14 protein-coding genes are annotated in these 16,687 nt (G+C 51.8%); 8 read left to right on the forward strand and 6 right to left on the reverse strand.

Annotation, left to right across the window (positions count from 1 at the left end; all coding sequences use genetic code 11):
* Positions 1–110 precede the first annotated feature (110 nt).
* Complete coding sequence (yfcE, locus tag JOE25_RS21985) at positions 111–662, forward strand: phosphodiesterase (RefSeq protein ID WP_209638900.1); 552 nt, start codon at positions 111–113, stop codon at positions 660–662.
* Positions 663–752: 90 nt separating this feature from the next.
* Positions 753–1,310, forward strand: a complete 558-nt coding sequence (gene yfcD / locus JOE25_RS21990) for an NUDIX hydrolase YfcD (RefSeq protein WP_209638902.1) — start codon at positions 753–755, stop codon at positions 1,308–1,310.
* A gap of 54 nt (positions 1,311–1,364) precedes the next feature.
* On the opposite strand, the gene metC is transcribed toward yfcD, so the two are convergent.
* Together metC and JOE25_RS22000 are read right to left on the reverse strand one after the other, a co-directional pair.
* Positions 1,365–2,555 (reverse strand): cystathionine beta-lyase, encoded by a 1,191-nt coding sequence (gene metC, locus JOE25_RS21995; RefSeq protein WP_209639043.1) that lies wholly within the window; start codon positions 2,553–2,555, stop codon positions 1,365–1,367.
* A 48-nt stretch (positions 2,556–2,603) separates the two neighbouring features.
* Positions 2,604–3,854 (reverse strand): dicarboxylate/amino acid:cation symporter, encoded by a 1,251-nt coding sequence (locus tag JOE25_RS22000; RefSeq protein WP_209638904.1) that lies wholly within the window; start codon positions 3,852–3,854, stop codon positions 2,604–2,606.
* 220 nt (positions 3,855–4,074) lie between these two features.
* Between JOE25_RS22000 and JOE25_RS22005 the strand changes: the two genes are divergently transcribed.
* On the forward strand, positions 4,075–5,013 hold the full coding sequence (locus JOE25_RS22005; protein ID WP_209638906.1) for a LysR family transcriptional regulator: 939 nt from the start codon (positions 4,075–4,077) through the stop codon (positions 5,011–5,013).
* 138 nt (positions 5,014–5,151) lie between these two features.
* Here the strand turns inward: JOE25_RS22005 and pta are convergent, their stop codons facing one another.
* Together pta and ackA are read right to left on the reverse strand one after the other, a co-directional pair.
* Positions 5,152–7,314, reverse strand: coding sequence for a phosphate acetyltransferase (pta, locus tag JOE25_RS22010; protein WP_209638908.1), 2,163 nt, complete (start codon positions 7,312–7,314; stop codon positions 5,152–5,154).
* A gap of 152 nt (positions 7,315–7,466) precedes the next feature.
* Complete coding sequence (gene ackA / locus JOE25_RS22015) at positions 7,467–8,669, reverse strand: acetate kinase (protein WP_209638911.1); 1,203 nt, start codon at positions 8,667–8,669, stop codon at positions 7,467–7,469.
* 355 nt (positions 8,670–9,024) lie between these two features.
* On the opposite strand from ackA, the gene yfbV reads away from it, so the two are divergent.
* From yfbV to JOE25_RS22035, 4 genes are all read left to right on the forward strand, one after another.
* Positions 9,025–9,480, forward strand: coding sequence for a terminus macrodomain insulation protein YfbV (yfbV, locus tag JOE25_RS22020; protein ID WP_209638913.1), 456 nt, complete (start codon positions 9,025–9,027; stop codon positions 9,478–9,480).
* Positions 9,481–9,627: 147 nt separating this feature from the next.
* Positions 9,628–10,122, forward strand: coding sequence for a YfbU family protein (locus JOE25_RS22025; protein ID WP_037421009.1), 495 nt, complete (start codon positions 9,628–9,630; stop codon positions 10,120–10,122).
* Between the two features lie 15 nt (positions 10,123–10,137).
* Complete coding sequence (locus tag JOE25_RS22030; RefSeq protein WP_209638915.1) at positions 10,138–10,794, forward strand: sugar phosphatase; 657 nt, start codon at positions 10,138–10,140, stop codon at positions 10,792–10,794.
* Between the two features lie 41 nt (positions 10,795–10,835).
* The gene (locus JOE25_RS22035) at positions 10,836–12,731 is read left to right on the forward strand and encodes an SLC13 family permease (protein ID WP_209639045.1); all 1,896 of its coding nucleotides are present in this window, start codon (positions 10,836–10,838) and stop codon (positions 12,729–12,731) included.
* Between the two features lie 30 nt (positions 12,732–12,761).
* On the opposite strand, the gene yfbR is transcribed toward JOE25_RS22035, so the two are convergent.
* The gene (yfbR, locus tag JOE25_RS22040) at positions 12,762–13,361 is read right to left on the reverse strand and encodes a 5'-deoxynucleotidase (RefSeq protein ID WP_037421003.1); all 600 of its coding nucleotides are present in this window, start codon (positions 13,359–13,361) and stop codon (positions 12,762–12,764) included.
* Between the two features lie 208 nt (positions 13,362–13,569).
* On the reverse strand, positions 13,570–14,784 hold the full coding sequence (locus tag JOE25_RS22045; protein ID WP_209638917.1) for a pyridoxal phosphate-dependent aminotransferase: 1,215 nt from the start codon (positions 14,782–14,784) through the stop codon (positions 13,570–13,572).
* 862 nt (positions 14,785–15,646) lie between these two features.
* Between JOE25_RS22045 and lrhA the strand changes: the two genes are divergently transcribed.
* Positions 15,647–16,582 carry a transcriptional regulator LrhA gene (lrhA, locus tag JOE25_RS22050; RefSeq protein WP_209638919.1) on the forward strand — a complete coding sequence of 312 codons (936 nt, stop codon included), beginning with the start codon at positions 15,647–15,649 and terminating at the stop codon, positions 16,580–16,582.
* The last annotated feature ends 105 nt before the right edge of the window (positions 16,583–16,687 follow it).

The following is a 16,687-nucleotide window of genomic DNA, read 5'->3' on the forward strand; positions in this document are numbered from 1 at the left end:
TGATGCTATCTCCACAAGATGCCTCACAATTCTCCGCAGGTAAATCTGCGGTTTGCCGTGCACTGGCGGCGCGCTAAAATAGCGCTTATTTCCTTATTAAGGACAAGGTTATGAAGCTGATATTTGCCTCGGATATTCACGGTTCGCTCCCCGCCACCGAAAGCGTGCTGGATCGTTTTGAACAAAGCGGTGCTGACTGGCTGATTCTGCTGGGTGATTTGCTGAATCATGGGCCACGAAACGCGTTACCCGCGGGATATCAGCCGGCGCAGGTTGCTGAACATTTGAATCGCTATAGCGACAAGATCATCGCCGTTCGCGGCAACTGTGATAGCGAAGTTGATCAGATGTTACTGTCATTTCCTATCACAGCGTCTTGGCAGCAGGTGCTATTGCAAAAAAGACGATTGTTTTTAACCCACGGTCACCTTTATCATCCTTCCGCACTGCCGCCGTTATCTGCCGGAGATGTGCTGGTCTATGGACACAGCCATTTGCCGCAGGCGGAACGGCAGGGGGATATTTACTGCTTTAATCCAGGGTCGGTCAGCATTCCGAAAGGGGGCTTTCCCGCCAGCTATGGCATACTGGAGGACGGCATTTTAAGTGTGGTCACGTTGGACAGCGGCAAGGCTGTTGCAGAGGTGGCATTAACGCACTAATTTATACACACACAATAAAAATCTTTGAAAAACACTCATTGATTAACCAGTGCGCGGGATGCATCGCGCCAAAATAGAAGGTTTTAGAGGATGGCGGAACAGGGTCAGGCTGCAGATACCGAGTGGGTTGATATCGTCGACGAGCAAAACGAAGTGATTGCTCAATCCAGTCGCCAACAGATGCGTGCTCAACGGCTACGTCATCGTGCTACCTATATTGTGGTGCATGATGGAATGGGAAAAATTCTGGTGCAACGTCGCACCGACATCAAAGACTTCTATCCGGGCTGGCTGGATGCCACTGCGGGTGGCGTAGTGCAAAGCGGGGAGAATGTGCTGGATTCCGCGCGCCGCGAGGCAGAAGAAGAGCTGGGTATTGCTGGCGTGCCTTTTGCCGAACATGGGCTGTTCTACTTCGAAGAAGAGCAGTGCAGGGTGTGGGGTGCACTGTTTAGCTGTGTTTCCCATGGCCCGTTTGCTTTGCAAGAAGAAGAAGTGGCCGAGGTGAGCTGGCTGACGCCGGAAGAAATCACCGCACGCTGTGACGAATTCACGCCCGACTCACTCAAAGCACTGTCGCTGTGGCTGACACGCAACAATGAGCAGGCCTATGGCAAGCCGCTACGCGATAGCGACGAAAATGCCTGATGGGCTTTTGCAATGAATAAGCCGGTCAGTCGACCGGCTTTTGTTTAACCTTGTTTATGCCAGCCGTGCAAAACCCGCTTCCAGATCGGCAATTAAATCTTCGATATTTTCAAGGCCAATGTGCACACGCACGAGTGTCCCGGTGAAATCTACTTTGCCGGCAGGGCGAATTTCGTTGAGTTCCTCAGGCTGGTTGGCCAAGATCAGTGATTCAAACCCGCCCCACGAATACGCCATGCTGAAGTGCTCAAAATTATCCAGATAATGGGCAACCTGTTCATCGGTTAACCGCTGTTTAAGCACAAAAGAAAACAATCCGCAGCTGCCGGTGAAATCCCGCTGATAGTATTCGTGCCCTTTACAGGAAGGGAGTGCCGGATGATTGACTTGCGCCACCTCGGGGCGATTAGCCAGCCATTTTGCGACGGCGATACTGCTTACCTCGTGTTGCTTTAATCGTACGCCCAACGTTCTCAATCCCCGGCTGCCAACATAGGCTGTATCGGCATCGGCCATTTGCCCCATGAGATAAGAATTCTCGCGCAGTTGATCCCAACAGCGTGCATTTGATACCGCGGTGCCTAACATGGCATCGGAATGACCAATGATATATTTGGTCCCGGCCTGAATAGAAATATCCACGCCGAAATCCAGCGCTTTAAATAAGATGCCTGCAGCCCAGGTATTATCAATCATGATTACAATATCAGGATTAACCGCGCGGATAGCCTTTACCATGCCGGGGACATCTTGAACCTCCATGGTGATGGAGCTCGGTGACTCAAGAAATACCACTTTGGTATTTGGCTGAATAAGGTCGACAATGCCAGCGCTTATCAGTGGATCATAATATGTCGTCGCCACACCCAAGCGTGCTAATACCTTATTACAGAAATCCTGTGTGGGCTCATAAGCTGCCCCAGTCATCAGAATATGATCGCCACTGGCGACAAAGGCCAAAATGGCATTGGTCACTGCGGCAGCCCCGCAGGGGTAAAGAGAGCATCCTGCGCCACCCTCTAACTCCGTCATGGCGTCCTGGAATGAAAAATGTGTCAGGGTACCTCGGCGACCATAGAATAACTCACCTTTGGCACGGTTTGCCGTGGCCTGTTTTTTCGCTTTAACTGAGCTGAAAATTAATGAGGATGCGCGCTGTATTACCGAGTTTACCGAACCCTGGGTAAATTTCGGTTTGCGACCCGCAGTGACCAAGGCAGTTTCTATTTTTTTAGACGTCATAATTTACCTGCTTATTATCGATTATTAATCCAATGGGTAACGAATGGGGTTCTATAAAGCGCTTTCTTCTTTTATTAGGGGAACATTTGTCTGATGTGCGGTAACTGCCGATTTCTTGCCAGAAAAACGTTCAACAATCTGCGCGGCATTTAAATCATGGATGACGTTGATTAAGGTGGCGGGGGCATCGGTAATGGTACCGAGAACCACCAACATCGGAATGGTTTCCAACGGGAGCCCCAGTGTCGTCACAATGAAAATTTCGCCAAGGAATGCTCCGCCAGGTACGCCGCCAACAATAATCGCCGAAAGTACAGAGATAAGCATGGTCAGTAAGAAGGTCTCCATCGTGAAGTCCAACCCCAACACGGCAAAGATGAAGACGATTTTCAATGCGGCAATCATCGCCACACCGCCTTTATTCAGGTTTACCAACAGAGGCAAGGCAATATCGACGATTTCCGGATCGATACCCATGGCTTTACCGGCGCGAATATTGACGGGCAACGTTCCTAGAGAAGAGCAGGTTCCCAATGCCGTTGCTGAAGGCTCGATGGCATTTTTCCAGAATGCGCGTACCGCAGGGACGCCGCCGCCAATCCAGGAGTAAAAAATGGAACCGAACACGAAATACAGCAGTGTTGCCAGGAAAAACAGGCCAATAGCTCGGGCAAAGGTGATCAGTAGTTGTGAGTCCTGGCTTGCCATGGTTGAAGCAAAATAACAGCCTAAACCGACGGGGGCCGCTTTCATGATGATGGACACAATCTTCATGATGACTGCATTCAGATCGTTTAACGAGTTGGAAATCCGTTTGCCTTGCTCACCGGATTGCCCAATGGCGATCCCGGCGATAACCGACATGATAATCAACGCCAGAATGTTGGATTTGGACAATAACCCAACAAAGTCATTGGCGGTAACCATGCTGACAAAATCCATCTCACCGCCCCCGGCGTTGAACTTTTCCGTCAGCTCAATCACCACGCCCTGTGCCGGATCAAACAGCGTTGCCAAACCCACAATACCTGCCGCCGGTATCAGCGCCATCATAATGGAAACGGCGAAGATAATTCCCATGATGCGGCCGAGTTTCTTCAGGTCCGTCATACCTGCAATTGATGACATAACGCTAACGCTGACCAAAGGGACAATTATCATAAATAATAAATTCAGGAATATTTTGCCTATAGCCTGTAATTTCAACGCTATCTCAGGTGCATAGATACCTAATGCTCCCCCCAGTGTTAATGCGAGCAATAGAATAAGTGAGGATCGGTAAGGCTCTAAATGTTTCCACATATTGATTCCTTTTTCATCATTTTTTCACGTGTGACTGAAGTCACTTTTTTATTGGCTATTTTTATTGATTATTTATTTTGTGATTGCGATCACCCTTTGGTGCTGTATTTAAAATTAAAAACGGATAATGTTTCTGTTGTTAATAATTACATTTTATTTCAATCAATGTAATGCGCCATTCGTACCATTTAATGAAATCACTCGTGAACGAAAGGAAAAAATGAGCAATCCGGCTTCGTTAAAACAACTAGAGATCCTGGTCAAGATCGTCGAGTGTGGTGGGTTATCGGAAGCCGCAGTTCAGCTGAATGTCTCGCCGTCTGCGGTGAGCAAAAGCCTATCGCAGCTGGAAAATCAATTAGGGACAACGTTACTGAAAAGAACAACGCGGAGTTTTACCCTTACCGAGCCCGGGCAGTATTTATACAATAGAGCATCGCAACTGTTGTTGGATTTTGATGAATCAATAAATACAACGGCAGGTTACTATAATCACCCTCAAGGGGAATTAAGGATAACCTGTTCTATAGCCTTTGGTTATACACACCTGGTGACACTGGTTAATCATTTTCGCAAGAATTGTCCTGATGTTGATTTTCATATCGATCTTAATGATAACTTTGTTAATCTTAATGAAGTCAATGTTGATATTGCATTGCGGGTGTCTTCGTCCCCTCCTGATAATTATGCCATGCGTAAATTGGCGACTATTAACTGGGCCTATTGCGCCAGTCCTAATTACCTCAGAAAATATGGGAAACCCAAATCCGTTCAAGAGTTAACTCGGCATCATTGCCTTATTTATCCGGGTTTAACCCCGAGAGAAAGGTGTATCGATGAGCAGGGCGTGACGCACCAGTTAAAAAAACGAACGCCTATTCAAGCAAACAGCAGCCTGGTGCTACTCAAGTCAGCTATTGAAGATCAGGGAATTGCCTATCTCCCGACCTATTTGTTAAGTGATTCTATACAACAGGGAGCCCTGGTCCCCTTGGCACTGGATGGCGAATTGACTCACGACACCCATGCTCTCTATGCCCTCTATTTTCCCAGCAGATATAGCAATCCGAAGGTGCGTTCATTTATCGACTATCTGTTGGATGAGCTCCAGCCGATCCCCGTCTGGGATAGCTGGATAAGCGAGTTCTCGACGCATTAAAACCGGACGCCGCAATGAGAAGCATGTTTTGGCGCACAGGAGAGGGACTTTATGAAGAGGGGGGAAACTGCAGTAAGCGGTGTGGAAAAGAAAAAGCCGGTCAATTGACCGGCTTTTTATCTGATAATTCAGGAATTATCAGGCTTTGGCTGCTGCCGCATCAGCCTGGGAAGACTGGATGGCGGTCAGTGCGACGGTGTAAACGATGTCGTCTACCAGCGCGCCACGGGACAGGTCGTTCACCGGTTTGCGCATGCCTTGCAGCATTGGCCCGATGGACACCAGATCCGCAGAACGTTGTACTGCCTTGTAAGTGGTATTACCGGTGTTCAGGTCTGGGAAGATGAACACGGTAGCCTGGCCTGCAACCGGTGAGTTAGGGGCTTTGGACTTGGCTACGTCGGCCATGATGGCTGCGTCGTACTGCAGTGGGCCATCGATGATCAGGTCAGGACGTTTTTCCTGTGCCAGACGCGTCGCTTCACGCACTTTCTCAACGTCGCTACCCGCACCGGAGTTACCGGTAGAGTAGGAGATCATGGCGACGCGTGGTTCGATACCGAAGGCGGCAGCGGAATCTGCTGATTGAATAGCGATCTCAGACAGCTGCTCTGCCGTTGGATCCGGGTTGATCGCGCAGTCGCCGTAAACCAGAACCTGGTCAGGCAGCAGCATGAAGAACACGGAAGACACCAGCGAACTGCCCGGTGCGGTTTTGATCAACTGCAACGGTGGACGGATGGTGTTGGCGGTGGTGTGAACCGCGCCAGAAACCAGGCCGTCGACTTCGCCTTTCTCCAGCATCAGCGTACCGAGAACGACGTTGTCTTCCAGTTGCTCACGAGCAACCACTTCGGTCATACCTTTGCTTTTACGCAGTTCAACCAGACGTGGCACGTATTGTTCGCGAACGGCGACGGGATCAACAATCTCGATACCTTTGCCCAATTCAACGCCTTGAGCGGCTGCGACACGCTGGATCTCTTCTGGGTTACCCAAAAGCACGCATTCTGCGATACCGCGTTCGGCACAGATGGCTGCTGCTTTCACGGTACGCGGCTCGTCGCCTTCAGGCAGCACGATGCGTTTGCCGGCTTTACGCGCCAGTTCGGTCAGTTCGTAACGGAATGCTGGCGGAGACAGGCGGCGTGAACGCTCGGAGGTTGCCGTCAGTGATTCGATCCACTCGGCGTTGATGTGGCTGGCCACGTAGTTCTGCACTTTCTCGATGCGCTGATGGTCATCTGCCGGCACTTCGAGGTTGAAGCTTTGCAGGCTCAGCGAGGTCTGCCAGGTGTTGGTGTCGACCATAAATACCGGCAGGCCGGTTTGGAAAGCACGTTCACACAGTTTTCTGATCGGTTCGTCGATGGCATAGCCACCGGTCAGCAGAATGGCGCCGATTTCTACGCCGTTCATGGCTGCCAGACAGGCGGAAACCAATACGTCAGGGCGGTCCGCTGAGGTGACCAGCAGTGAGCCTGGACGGAAGTGTTCCAGCATGTGCGGGATACTGCGTGCGCAGAAGGTCACAGACTTCACGCGGCGGGTCATGATGTCGCCTTCATTGACCACGGTGGCCTTCAGGTGACGAGCCATATCGATAGCACGGGTCGCAATCAGATCGAAGCTCCACGGCACGCAGCCCAATACTGGCAGCGGGCTGTTGGCAAACAGTTGCGCCGGCTCAACATGAGTGATGCTGGCCTTGGTGGAATCGTCGAAGATCTCGGACAGGTCAGGGCGGGTACGGCCTTGCTCATCAACAGGAGCGTTAAGCTTATTGATGATCACGCCGGTGATGTTTTTATTTTTGCTGCCGCCGAAGCTGCTGCGAGCCAGCTCAATGCGCTCTTTCAGCTGTGCTGGGGAATCGTTGCCCAGCGCCAGCACGAAGACGATTTCCGCATTCAGCGTTTTGGCAATTTCATAGTTCAGCGCATTGGCGAACTGGTGCTTACGGGTCGGTACCAGGCCCTCGATCAACACCACTTCTGCATCTTTGGTGTTTTCGTGGTAGCGAGCCACGATTTCTTCCATCAGCACGTCTTGCTGGTTGGAGCTCAGCAGGCCTTCAACGTAGCTCATACGCAGCGGTTCAGCGGCTGTAATCGTGGAGTTGCTGCTACGGATGATGGTGGTGGTCTGGTCAAGCGAGTCGCCGCCAGTGCGTGGCTGAGCGATAGGTTTGAACACGCTCAGGCTAACGCCTTTTTGTTCCATGGAGCGGATGACACCCAGGCTGACGCTGGTCAGGCCGACGCTGGTGCCAGTGGGGATCAACATAATTGTACGTGACACAGAATAGTCCTCTTCACGATTTGACATGAGGCTATAGCCAAAATAGTTGAAGTTGCAGCCAGACGGCAAACGCGTGCAGTCAATGTGGCTGCGGCTTCAAGTATGAAGGCTAAAACAGCACCGCCAGCCTGGGCTGACGGTGTCGGAAAGCATTACGCGGTCAGACGGGATGCGTCTTGCGCGATGACCAATTCTTCGTTGGTCGGGATAACCAGCGCCAGGCGGCTGCCGTCTTTGGTGATGGCACCGGATTTACCGAAACGCGCAGCCATGTTGCGCTCGTGGTCAATCTCGAAGCCCAGCAGGCCCAGTTTGTCCAGGGTCAGCTCACGCACCATGCCGGCGTTTTCACCGATACCGCCAGTGAAGATCACCGCGTCCAGACGGCCATCCATCAATGCGCTGTATGCGCCGATGTACTTGGCCAGACGGTGGCAGAATACGTCCATTGCACGCTTGGCGTCGGCTTTGGTTTCGTAGTTGTCTTCGACATAACGGCAGTCGCTGGTGACTTCGGTCAGGCCCAGCAGGCCGGATTCTTTGGTCAGCATTTTGTTGATTTGATCAACGCTCATGCCCAGTGCGTCATGCAGGTGGAAGATGATAGCTGGATCGATGTCACCGCTGCGGGTGCCCATGACCAGGCCTTCCAGCGGGGTCAGACCCATGGAGGTATCAACACATTTACCGTTGCGCACTGCAGTTACAGAACCGCCGTTGCCCAGGTGGCAAGTGATCAGGTTAACTTCTTCAACGGGCTTGTTCAGCGCTTTTGCCGCTTCTTGAGTGACATAGAAGTGGCTGGTGCCGTGTGCGCCATAGCGACGAACGCTGTGGTCACGGTACAGGCTGTACGGCAGGGCGTACAGGTAGGATTCTTCCGGCATGGTCTGGTGGAACGCCGTGTCGAACACAGCCACGTTTTTATCAGCCAGTTTAGGGAAGGATTTCAAGGCTTCAGCGATACCAATCAGGTGTGCTGGGTTATGCAGTGGTGCAAAAGGTACTGCATCTTTGATACCCTGCAGGACATCGTCATTGATTACAGCAGAAGCGGTAAACTTCTCGCCGCCGTGCACAATACGGTGGCCGATAGCGGTCAGCTGTGCTGAAAGCTCCGGTTTTTGTGCCAGAATAGTATTAACAATGTAGTTCAGTGCTTCGCTGTGCGCAGCGCCGGCACCCAGAGCAGCTTCATGTTTGGCGCCGTCCATCTTCCACTTGAGGCGAGCCTCAGGCAGGTGGAAACATTCGGCTAAGCCGGAGAGGTGTTCTTCACCGTTGACAGAATCGATGATAGCGAATTTCAGGGAAGAACTGCCGCAGTTAAGGACCAGTACTAGCTTACTCGACATGGAAGTACCTACTTAAATAGTTCGTGTTGTTAAAGGAAATACCAAAACACGTGGTGAATTAATCGTCAATCAGACAACAAGCGTAGCGCATAATGCCGTTGACATTTATGATTAACATCATGTGAATTGCACAAACCACATGACGATGAAAAAACCGATGATTTCTCTGCGGTTTAAGTAATCTTGATTTTTATAGGGCTAAAAGTTGACAGAATTCTTGTCATCTTCTACCGGCCAAAAGGCCGGCTTAGGATACCGATAGCCTGAGGCAAACACAAAATAAATTTAAAGCTTCAAATTTTTTAGTATTGTGTTTGCCGTGCCCTTATTTTTCTTTGTGACGTTGAGGTACGCGATGACGAGCAAACCGTCCGGTTCCGTAAGCTGGTTTCAGGTATTCCAGCGCGGGCAGCATTACATGAAAACCTGGCCGTCAGACAAACGTCTGGCTCCGGTCTTTCCGGAGAATCGCGTTGCGAGTGCCACCCGTTTTGCCGTCCGCTTCATGCCGCCGCTGGCGGTGTTTACCCTGACCTGGCAGATTGCCCTTGGGGGGCAGTTGGGGCCGGCCATTGCCACGGCGTTGTTCGCCTGTAGCATGCCGATGCAAGGCTTGTGGTGGTTGGGGCGTCGTTCGATCACGCCATTGCCGCCAACGCTGTTGCAGTGGTACCACGAGGTACGCAATAAGTTAACGGAGGCTGGCCAGGCTGTGGCGCCGGTAGAAGGCACACCAACGTACCAGGCTCTGGCCGACCTGTTGAAGCGCGCCTTCAAGCAGTTGGATAAAACCTTCCTGGATGACCTGTAACATCAAAAAGGGCCGCATTCTTCAGCGGCCTTTTTACTGCGGTGACGAATAACCCCCGTTCAAATCAAAGAACCGGCGAGTTGTGATTTCCTGTGATATTGCGCTGTGCGATGCTTCCGTCATAAGCAATTTATCGAGGAAATTACGATGGAAATGACCCACGCCCAACGGCTAATCCTGTCCAACCAATACAAGATGATGACTCTGCTCGATCCGGATAACGCCGAACGTTACCGTCGCCTGCAGACCATCATTGAACGGGGGTTCGGTCTGCAGATGCGCGAGCTGGACCGCGATTTTGGTGAGATGAGCGAAGACGTGTGCCGCACCATTATTAATGTGATGGAAATGCACCATGCATTGCAGGTTTCCTGGGATAACCTGAAGGAAAAGCAGGGGATTGAAGCACGTCGGCTGGCGTTTCTCGGTTTTGACGCTGCCACCGAGGCTCGTCATTTGAGCTACGTGCGTTTCCTTGTTAATACCGAAGGACGTTATACTCATTTCGATTCCGGCAGCCACGGCTTTAACGCCCAAACCAAAATGTGGGAAAAGTACCAGCGTATGCTAGCGATCTGGCTGTCATGCCCACGTCAGTATCATTTGAGCGCCGTTGAGATAGCGCAAATTATTAATGCCTGAATAAAGAGGTTTCCTGTGGAGTGTAAGGGTTTTCTGTTCGATCTTGATGGGACGTTGGTGGATTCGCTGCCGGCGGTAGAGCGCGCCTGGATCAATTGGGCCACACGCCGTGGCATTAATCCGCAGGACGTACTGGATTTTATTCACGGTAAACAGGCCATTACCTCGTTGCGTCACTTTATGCCGGGTGAAAGTGAGGCTGCCATTCAGCAAGAGTTCCTGCTGTTGGAACAAGTAGAAGCGCAGGACACCGATGGTGTGACTGCCTTGCCAGGGGCAGCGGCGTTGCTGGCGCGGTTGGATCAACTCGATATCCCGTGGGCGATCGTTACCTCCGGCTCGATCCCGGTGGCGACCGCTCGCCGCCGCGCGGGTGGTTTGCCGGAACCTGACGTTTTCATTACTGCCGAACAGGTAAAACATGGCAAACCGCAGCCGGATGCGTATCTGCTGGGTGCCGAACGTCTCGGGTTGGCGCCGCAGGATTGCGTCGTGGTTGAAGACGCCGCTGCCGGTATTCTTTCTGGCTTGGCCGCGGGCTGCCAGGTGATTGCAGTCAATGCACCTGCCGATGCGCCAAAGCGGGACCAGGTCGATCTGTTGCTGACTTCGCTTGAGCAGATTGCCGTAGACAAAACGGAACAGGGTGCAGAGATTCGTCAGGTAGTCTAACGCGACGTTCCCTATCTTCACCCTAATTGATTAGACCCCGCATCGGCGGGGTTTTTTTATGCTACTTTTTAAGCCCTTGGATATCTCTGCCGGATGAGGCCGTTTTGAACAGCGAATTACTGTGGGTGCTGAGTTTACTGTTGATCGCCATTGTGCTGTTTACCACAAATAAGCTGCGCATGGACGTTGTGGCGTTGTTGGTCATCATCGCCTTTGTGCTGAGCGGCACACTGACCTTGTCTGAGGCGACGGTGGGGTTTAGCGACCCCAACGTGATTCTGATCGCTGCGCTGTTTGTGATCGGAGAGGGGTTGGTACGCACCGGTGTGGCTTATCAGGTGGGCGACTGGTTGGTGAAAGTTGCCGGTAGCAGTGAAACCAAGATGTTGATGTTGCTGATGGTCACCGTGGCGGGCCTGGGTGCGTTCATGAGCTCGACAGGCGTGGTGGCAATCTTTATTCCGGTGGTGCTGAGCGTCGCGGCACGGATGAAAATTGCCCCGGGCAGGTTGATGATGCCGCTGAGTTTTGCCGGTCTGATTAGCGGTATGATGACGCTGGTGGCGACGCCGCCTAACATGGTGGTGAACAGCGAATTGGTGCGTGAAGGCATTAGCGGTTTTGGCTTTTTCGGCGTGACGCCCGTCGGCTTGGCGGTATTGGTGCTGGGCGTGGGTTACATGCTGGTGGCCCGCCGCTGGCTGAGCAATGACGACGGTGATAAAACCCGGGAAACCTGGCACCGGCGTACTTTCCGCGATCTGATCCGTGACTACAAGCTGACGGGCAGGGCGCGCCGGCTGGCTATCCGAAACGGGTCTCCGCTGGTGGGGCGTTCGCTCGACGAAGTGCACCTGCGAGCCCGTTACGGCGCAAACGTGGTGGGGATTGAACGCTGGAAGCGCTTCCGGCGTGTGATGGTAAGCGCATCCGGCAGCACTGAACTGCGCGAAGGGGATGTGCTTTTGCTCGACATGTCGGACAGCCAGGTGGATCTCCGCGAGTTTTGCAGCGAGCAGCAACTGGAGCCGATGGTATTACGCGGCGATTATTTCTCCGAACAATCGCGCAACGTGGGTATGGCGGAAGTGTCGTTAATCCCCGATTCAACGCTATTGGGCAAAAGTTTGCGCGAATCTGCCTTTCGAAGCCGTTACGATCTGAACGTAGTCGGGATCCGTCGCCATGGTGTAACCCTGTCTGGCAAACTGGTGGATGAGCCCTTGGCATTGGGCGACATTTTGTTGGTGATAGGCGACTGGAAAGCGATTCGTCAACTGCAGGCGAAAACCCACGATTTTATCGTGCTCAATCTACCGGCTGAGGTCGACGAGGTCGCACCGGCGATCACCCAGGCTCCACACGCATTATTCTGTTTGGCGTTGATGGTGGCAATGATGCTGACTGACGAGATCCCAAACCCGATCGCCGCATTGATTGCCTGTTTACTGATGGGCAAGTTCCGCTGCATCGACATGGAAAGTGCCTATAAGTCGATCCACTGGCCGAGCATTATCTTGATTGTCGGCATGATGCCCTTTGCTCAGGCACTCCAGAAAACCGGCGGGGTGGATTTGATCGTCCGCGGATTGATGGACGTTGCCGGTGGTGCGGGGCCGCGGGTGATGCTGCTGTGCCTGTTTGCACTGTGCGCCACTATCGGGCTGTTTATCTCCAACACGGCGACTGCGGTACTGATGGCACCGATAGCCATCGCGGCTGCGCGCGAAATGGGCGTTTCGCCGTATCCATTCGCCATGATTATCGCCATTGCCGCGTCGGCTGCGTTTATGACGCCAGTTTCTTCGCCGGTAAATACGTTGGTGCTGGGGCCAGGGAACTATAAGTTTGGTGATTTTGTCCGCATGGGCGTGCCATTCACACTGCTGGTGATGTTGGTCAGCGTGATCATTGTGCCGTGGCTGTATGCCTTTTAATTAACGGCGCAGCGTGCTGCGCCATGAAGATTACAGAGAGGAGTCCAGGCTGATTTCATCCAGGGATAGGCTGAAGCTGGGAATAAACACGTTCATAAAATAATCCATCTCCGGGCTGCTGCGCTGCTGCAGGGTCTTTTCCAATCGGGCTTTCGCCAGCTTGAATTCGTTATTACCGGCAGACAATTCCTCCAGACATTTCAGGTAGGCACAGAGCGCATCTGCCTGCTTGACCACCAATTTTTCGTCTTCGGTATAATAGTGCTCGTCAAGAATAGAGCGGAAATCGTTGCGTAATTCGGCAGGAATCATATCCAGCAACTTCTGCTGAGCGATTTTTTCTATCTTCTTATATTCGTGGGCGATCTGCGGATTGTAATACTTGATAGGCGTCGGCATGTCACCCGTGATCACTTCGCTGGCATCATGATACATCGCCAGCAGGGCGACGCGATCGGCGCTCAGGTTGCCATTGAACTTTCTATTTTTAATCACGGCCAACGCATGGGCGACAAACGCCACCTGCAGACTGTGTTCGGAAACATTCTCGGTACGGACATTGCGCATCAGCGGCCAGCGATTAATCAGTTTCAAGCGGGACAGATGGGCAAAAAAGTGGCTCTGGCTCATGGTGCTCTCTTTTACAACGGCAAGTGAGGGTTCCATTGTGAGCAGTGACGGCGGCTTATGCAAATATCCTTCATGCTTCACGTTGCCTCTTTGTTGGCTGCCTTCGCCCACCCCGGTCACATAGCTCTCTATGTGACCGGACATGTGCTCAGTTGCCGCCTTGATGCAACGCGAAGCATTTCGGCTATTACGAGGGTGCCGTTAATTTTTACTGGCGGTAGCCTTCGAGGAAGCGGCCCAGTTTACCCACCGCCATTTCCAACTCGTCGACACGCGGCAAGGTAACGATTCGTACATGATCCGGGTATGGCCAGTTGAAGGCGCTGCCTTGTACCAGCAGCACTTTTTCCTGCAGCAGCAGATCCAGGACCAATTTCTGGTCGTCGCGAATATTAAACCGCTTGGCGTCGATGCGAGGGAACATATACAGCGCACCCTGAGGCTTCACGCAGGAAACGCCGGGGATCTCGTTCAACAGTTCCCAGGTGCGGTTGCGCTGTTCATACAGGCGGCCGCCGGGCTGAATGAATTCGCTGATGCTCTGATAGCCACCCAGTGCCGTTTGGATCGCATGCTGCATTGGAACGTTGGCGCACAGGCGCATTGACGCCAGCATTTCCAACCCTTCGATGTAGCCCTTGGCGTGTTTCTTCGGCCCGTTCAGTACCATCCAACCCTGACGGAAACCGGCCACGCGATAGGTTTTAGACAGCCCGTTGAAGGTGACTGTCAGCAAATCCGGCGCCAGCGCGGCGATAGAGTGGTGCTCGGCTTCGTCATACAGGATTTTGTCGTAAATCTCATCGGAGAAGATAATCAGGTTGTGTTGACGGGCGATCTCAACAATCTGTTCCAGCAGTGCTTTGCTGTATACCGCGCCGGTCGGGTTATTCGGGTTGATGATCACGATACCGCGGGTGCGGGGGGTGATCTTGCTGATGATATCATCCAGATCTGGGAACCAGCCGGCTTCTTCATCACACAGATAATGCACGGCTTTACCACCGGACAGCGAGACGGCAGCGGTCCATAACGGATAATCCGGTGCCGGCACCAGCATTTCGTCGCCGCTGTTCAGCAACGCCTGCATCGATTGCACGATGAGCTCGGAAACCCCATTGCCGATGTAGATATCCTCAACGGTCATGTCACGTATGTTACGCGCCTGGTAGTGCTGCATGATCGCTTTACGTGCCGAGAAGAGCCCTTTGGAGTCAGAATAGCCTTGCGCCGTGGGCAGATTGCGGATCACGTCGACCAGGATTTCGTCAGGGGCGTCGAAACCAAACGGGGCAGGGTTGCCGATGTTCAGTTTCAGGACTTTATTGCCTTCTTCTTCAAGACGTTTAGCTTCTTTGAGCACCGGGCCGCGAATGTCATAGCAGACGTTGTCCAGTTTGTTGGATTTCTCAATGGGGGACATAAAAAGTTGAGCCTTTTGCTGGGATGGGGGCGTTCCTACCGTGGAACACCGCAACCTGCACAATGTACTCCTGGCGTTAGCGCTTTTGAAGGGTTGTGCACGCCTTTGGTGCAAACGAAGGGGGCTGAGGGCAATTTCAGGGGGTATAAACAACGCTAAAGTAATTTGATGGGTTTTAACTCTGGTTTTTGTTTTTTTTCTGGTTTTTTGCTCTGTCATGACGGGTGCGTACAGGTATAATTGCTCAAGGCCATCGGCGTATCAGTGCTGAGGTGTCAACGATTGTTAAGCTGGACCGAGGATTAAAACAGATAAAATGTAAAGAAATGATAATGCCAGAGTTGTCTGATGGCGAGTTGTCAATCGGCGATCCAAACTCAATGTTAAGGCCAAATTACATTAGCAATATTACAGTTTTTAACTTAAGCCGAATTTAAGTAGTTATTCCGGGATTATTTAAAGAATAAATGTTACTGGTTGAATTTATTAAATTCGTTAAAAAATGAACCGAAAGATACGGGAAAAAAAATTTACGTTTTACCGTATCGATGGACGCCGAGGCCAGTCTGGGTGCGGAAGTTGTGCAGCACAATTGGAGTGGAAATCAGGCGCGGTGAATGAGTAAAATATTTACGCTGGTAAAAATTAAACACTTTAACCACGAATAAAGTACGGTGTTCTATAAGCATCTGCGATAGATCACATTTTAAAAGGCGATAGAGGTAACGAATTAAAAGTAATTTTTTTGCCCTCCACTAATGAGTGGGGTACTGTCATGTCTGGCATCGTCCCTTTTAAACGATGTCTTAGAAACACACCAGGGTAGTTTGTAAATTAGAATTCAAAAAGTGAAGAAAACACTATGACAACTGCAAATCGTCCGATACTTAATCTCGACCTCGATCTGCTTAGAACCTTTGTTGCTGTTGCTGATTTGAATACTTTTGCGGCGGCGGCAGTTGCCGTTTGTCGTACCCAATCAGCCGTCAGTCAACAAATGCAGCGGTTAGAGCAACTGGTTGGCAAAGAGTTGTTTGCCCGTCATGGGCGCAATAAATTACTGACCGAACACGGTATTCAGCTTCTCGGCTACGCCAGGAAAATCCTGCGCTTCAACGACGAAGCCTGTACTTCACTGATGTACAACAATATAAAAGGTGTTCTGACTATCGGTGCTTCTGACGATACCGCCGATACCATCTTGCCTTTCCTGCTCAACCGCGTCACGTCAGTGTATCCAAAGCTGGCAATTGATGTTCGGGTGAAACCTAGCTCGTTTATGAACGACATGCTGGAAAACGGTGAAGTCGATCTGGCGATTACCACAACGGCGACCGAAGACCGCCCGCATATTGTGCTGCGGACTTCGCCAACCCTGTGGTATTGCTCGGCAGATTACCATTTCCAGGCGGGGGAACCTATCCCGTTGGTGGTGATGGACGAACCGAGTCCGTTCCGCGCCATGGCGATCAAGCACCTGGATGACGCCGGGATCCCATGGCGAATCGCCTATGTTGCCTCGACACTCTCTGCCGTTCGTGCTGCATGCAAGGCAGGGCTGGGGATCACCGTTCGGCCAATCGAAATGATGAGCCCGGACTTGCGGGTGTTAGGCGCGGTAGAAGGTTTGCCACCGTTGCCGGATACCCAATATGCCTTGTGCAAGGATCCAAAGTGCGCCAACGAGCTGGCAATGGCAATTTTCAGCGCCATGCAGAACGGTACGAGCAACTACAGCTTCAGTGGGCCAGGTGCTTCGCTGCAAGATGATGCTTGTCTGGTTGATGATGAGGAATAACGCCAAAACGCGTTAAACCGGATGAAAAACCTCCACCTCGGTGGAGGTTTTTTTTGGCCTAAAATCACAGAGAGTTCTATTTATAAGCAGTTAACATGATTTGTT

The organism is Serratia sp. PL17 (genome assembly GCF_017832355.1).
GTDB lineage: Bacteria > Pseudomonadota > Gammaproteobacteria > Enterobacterales > Enterobacteriaceae > Serratia.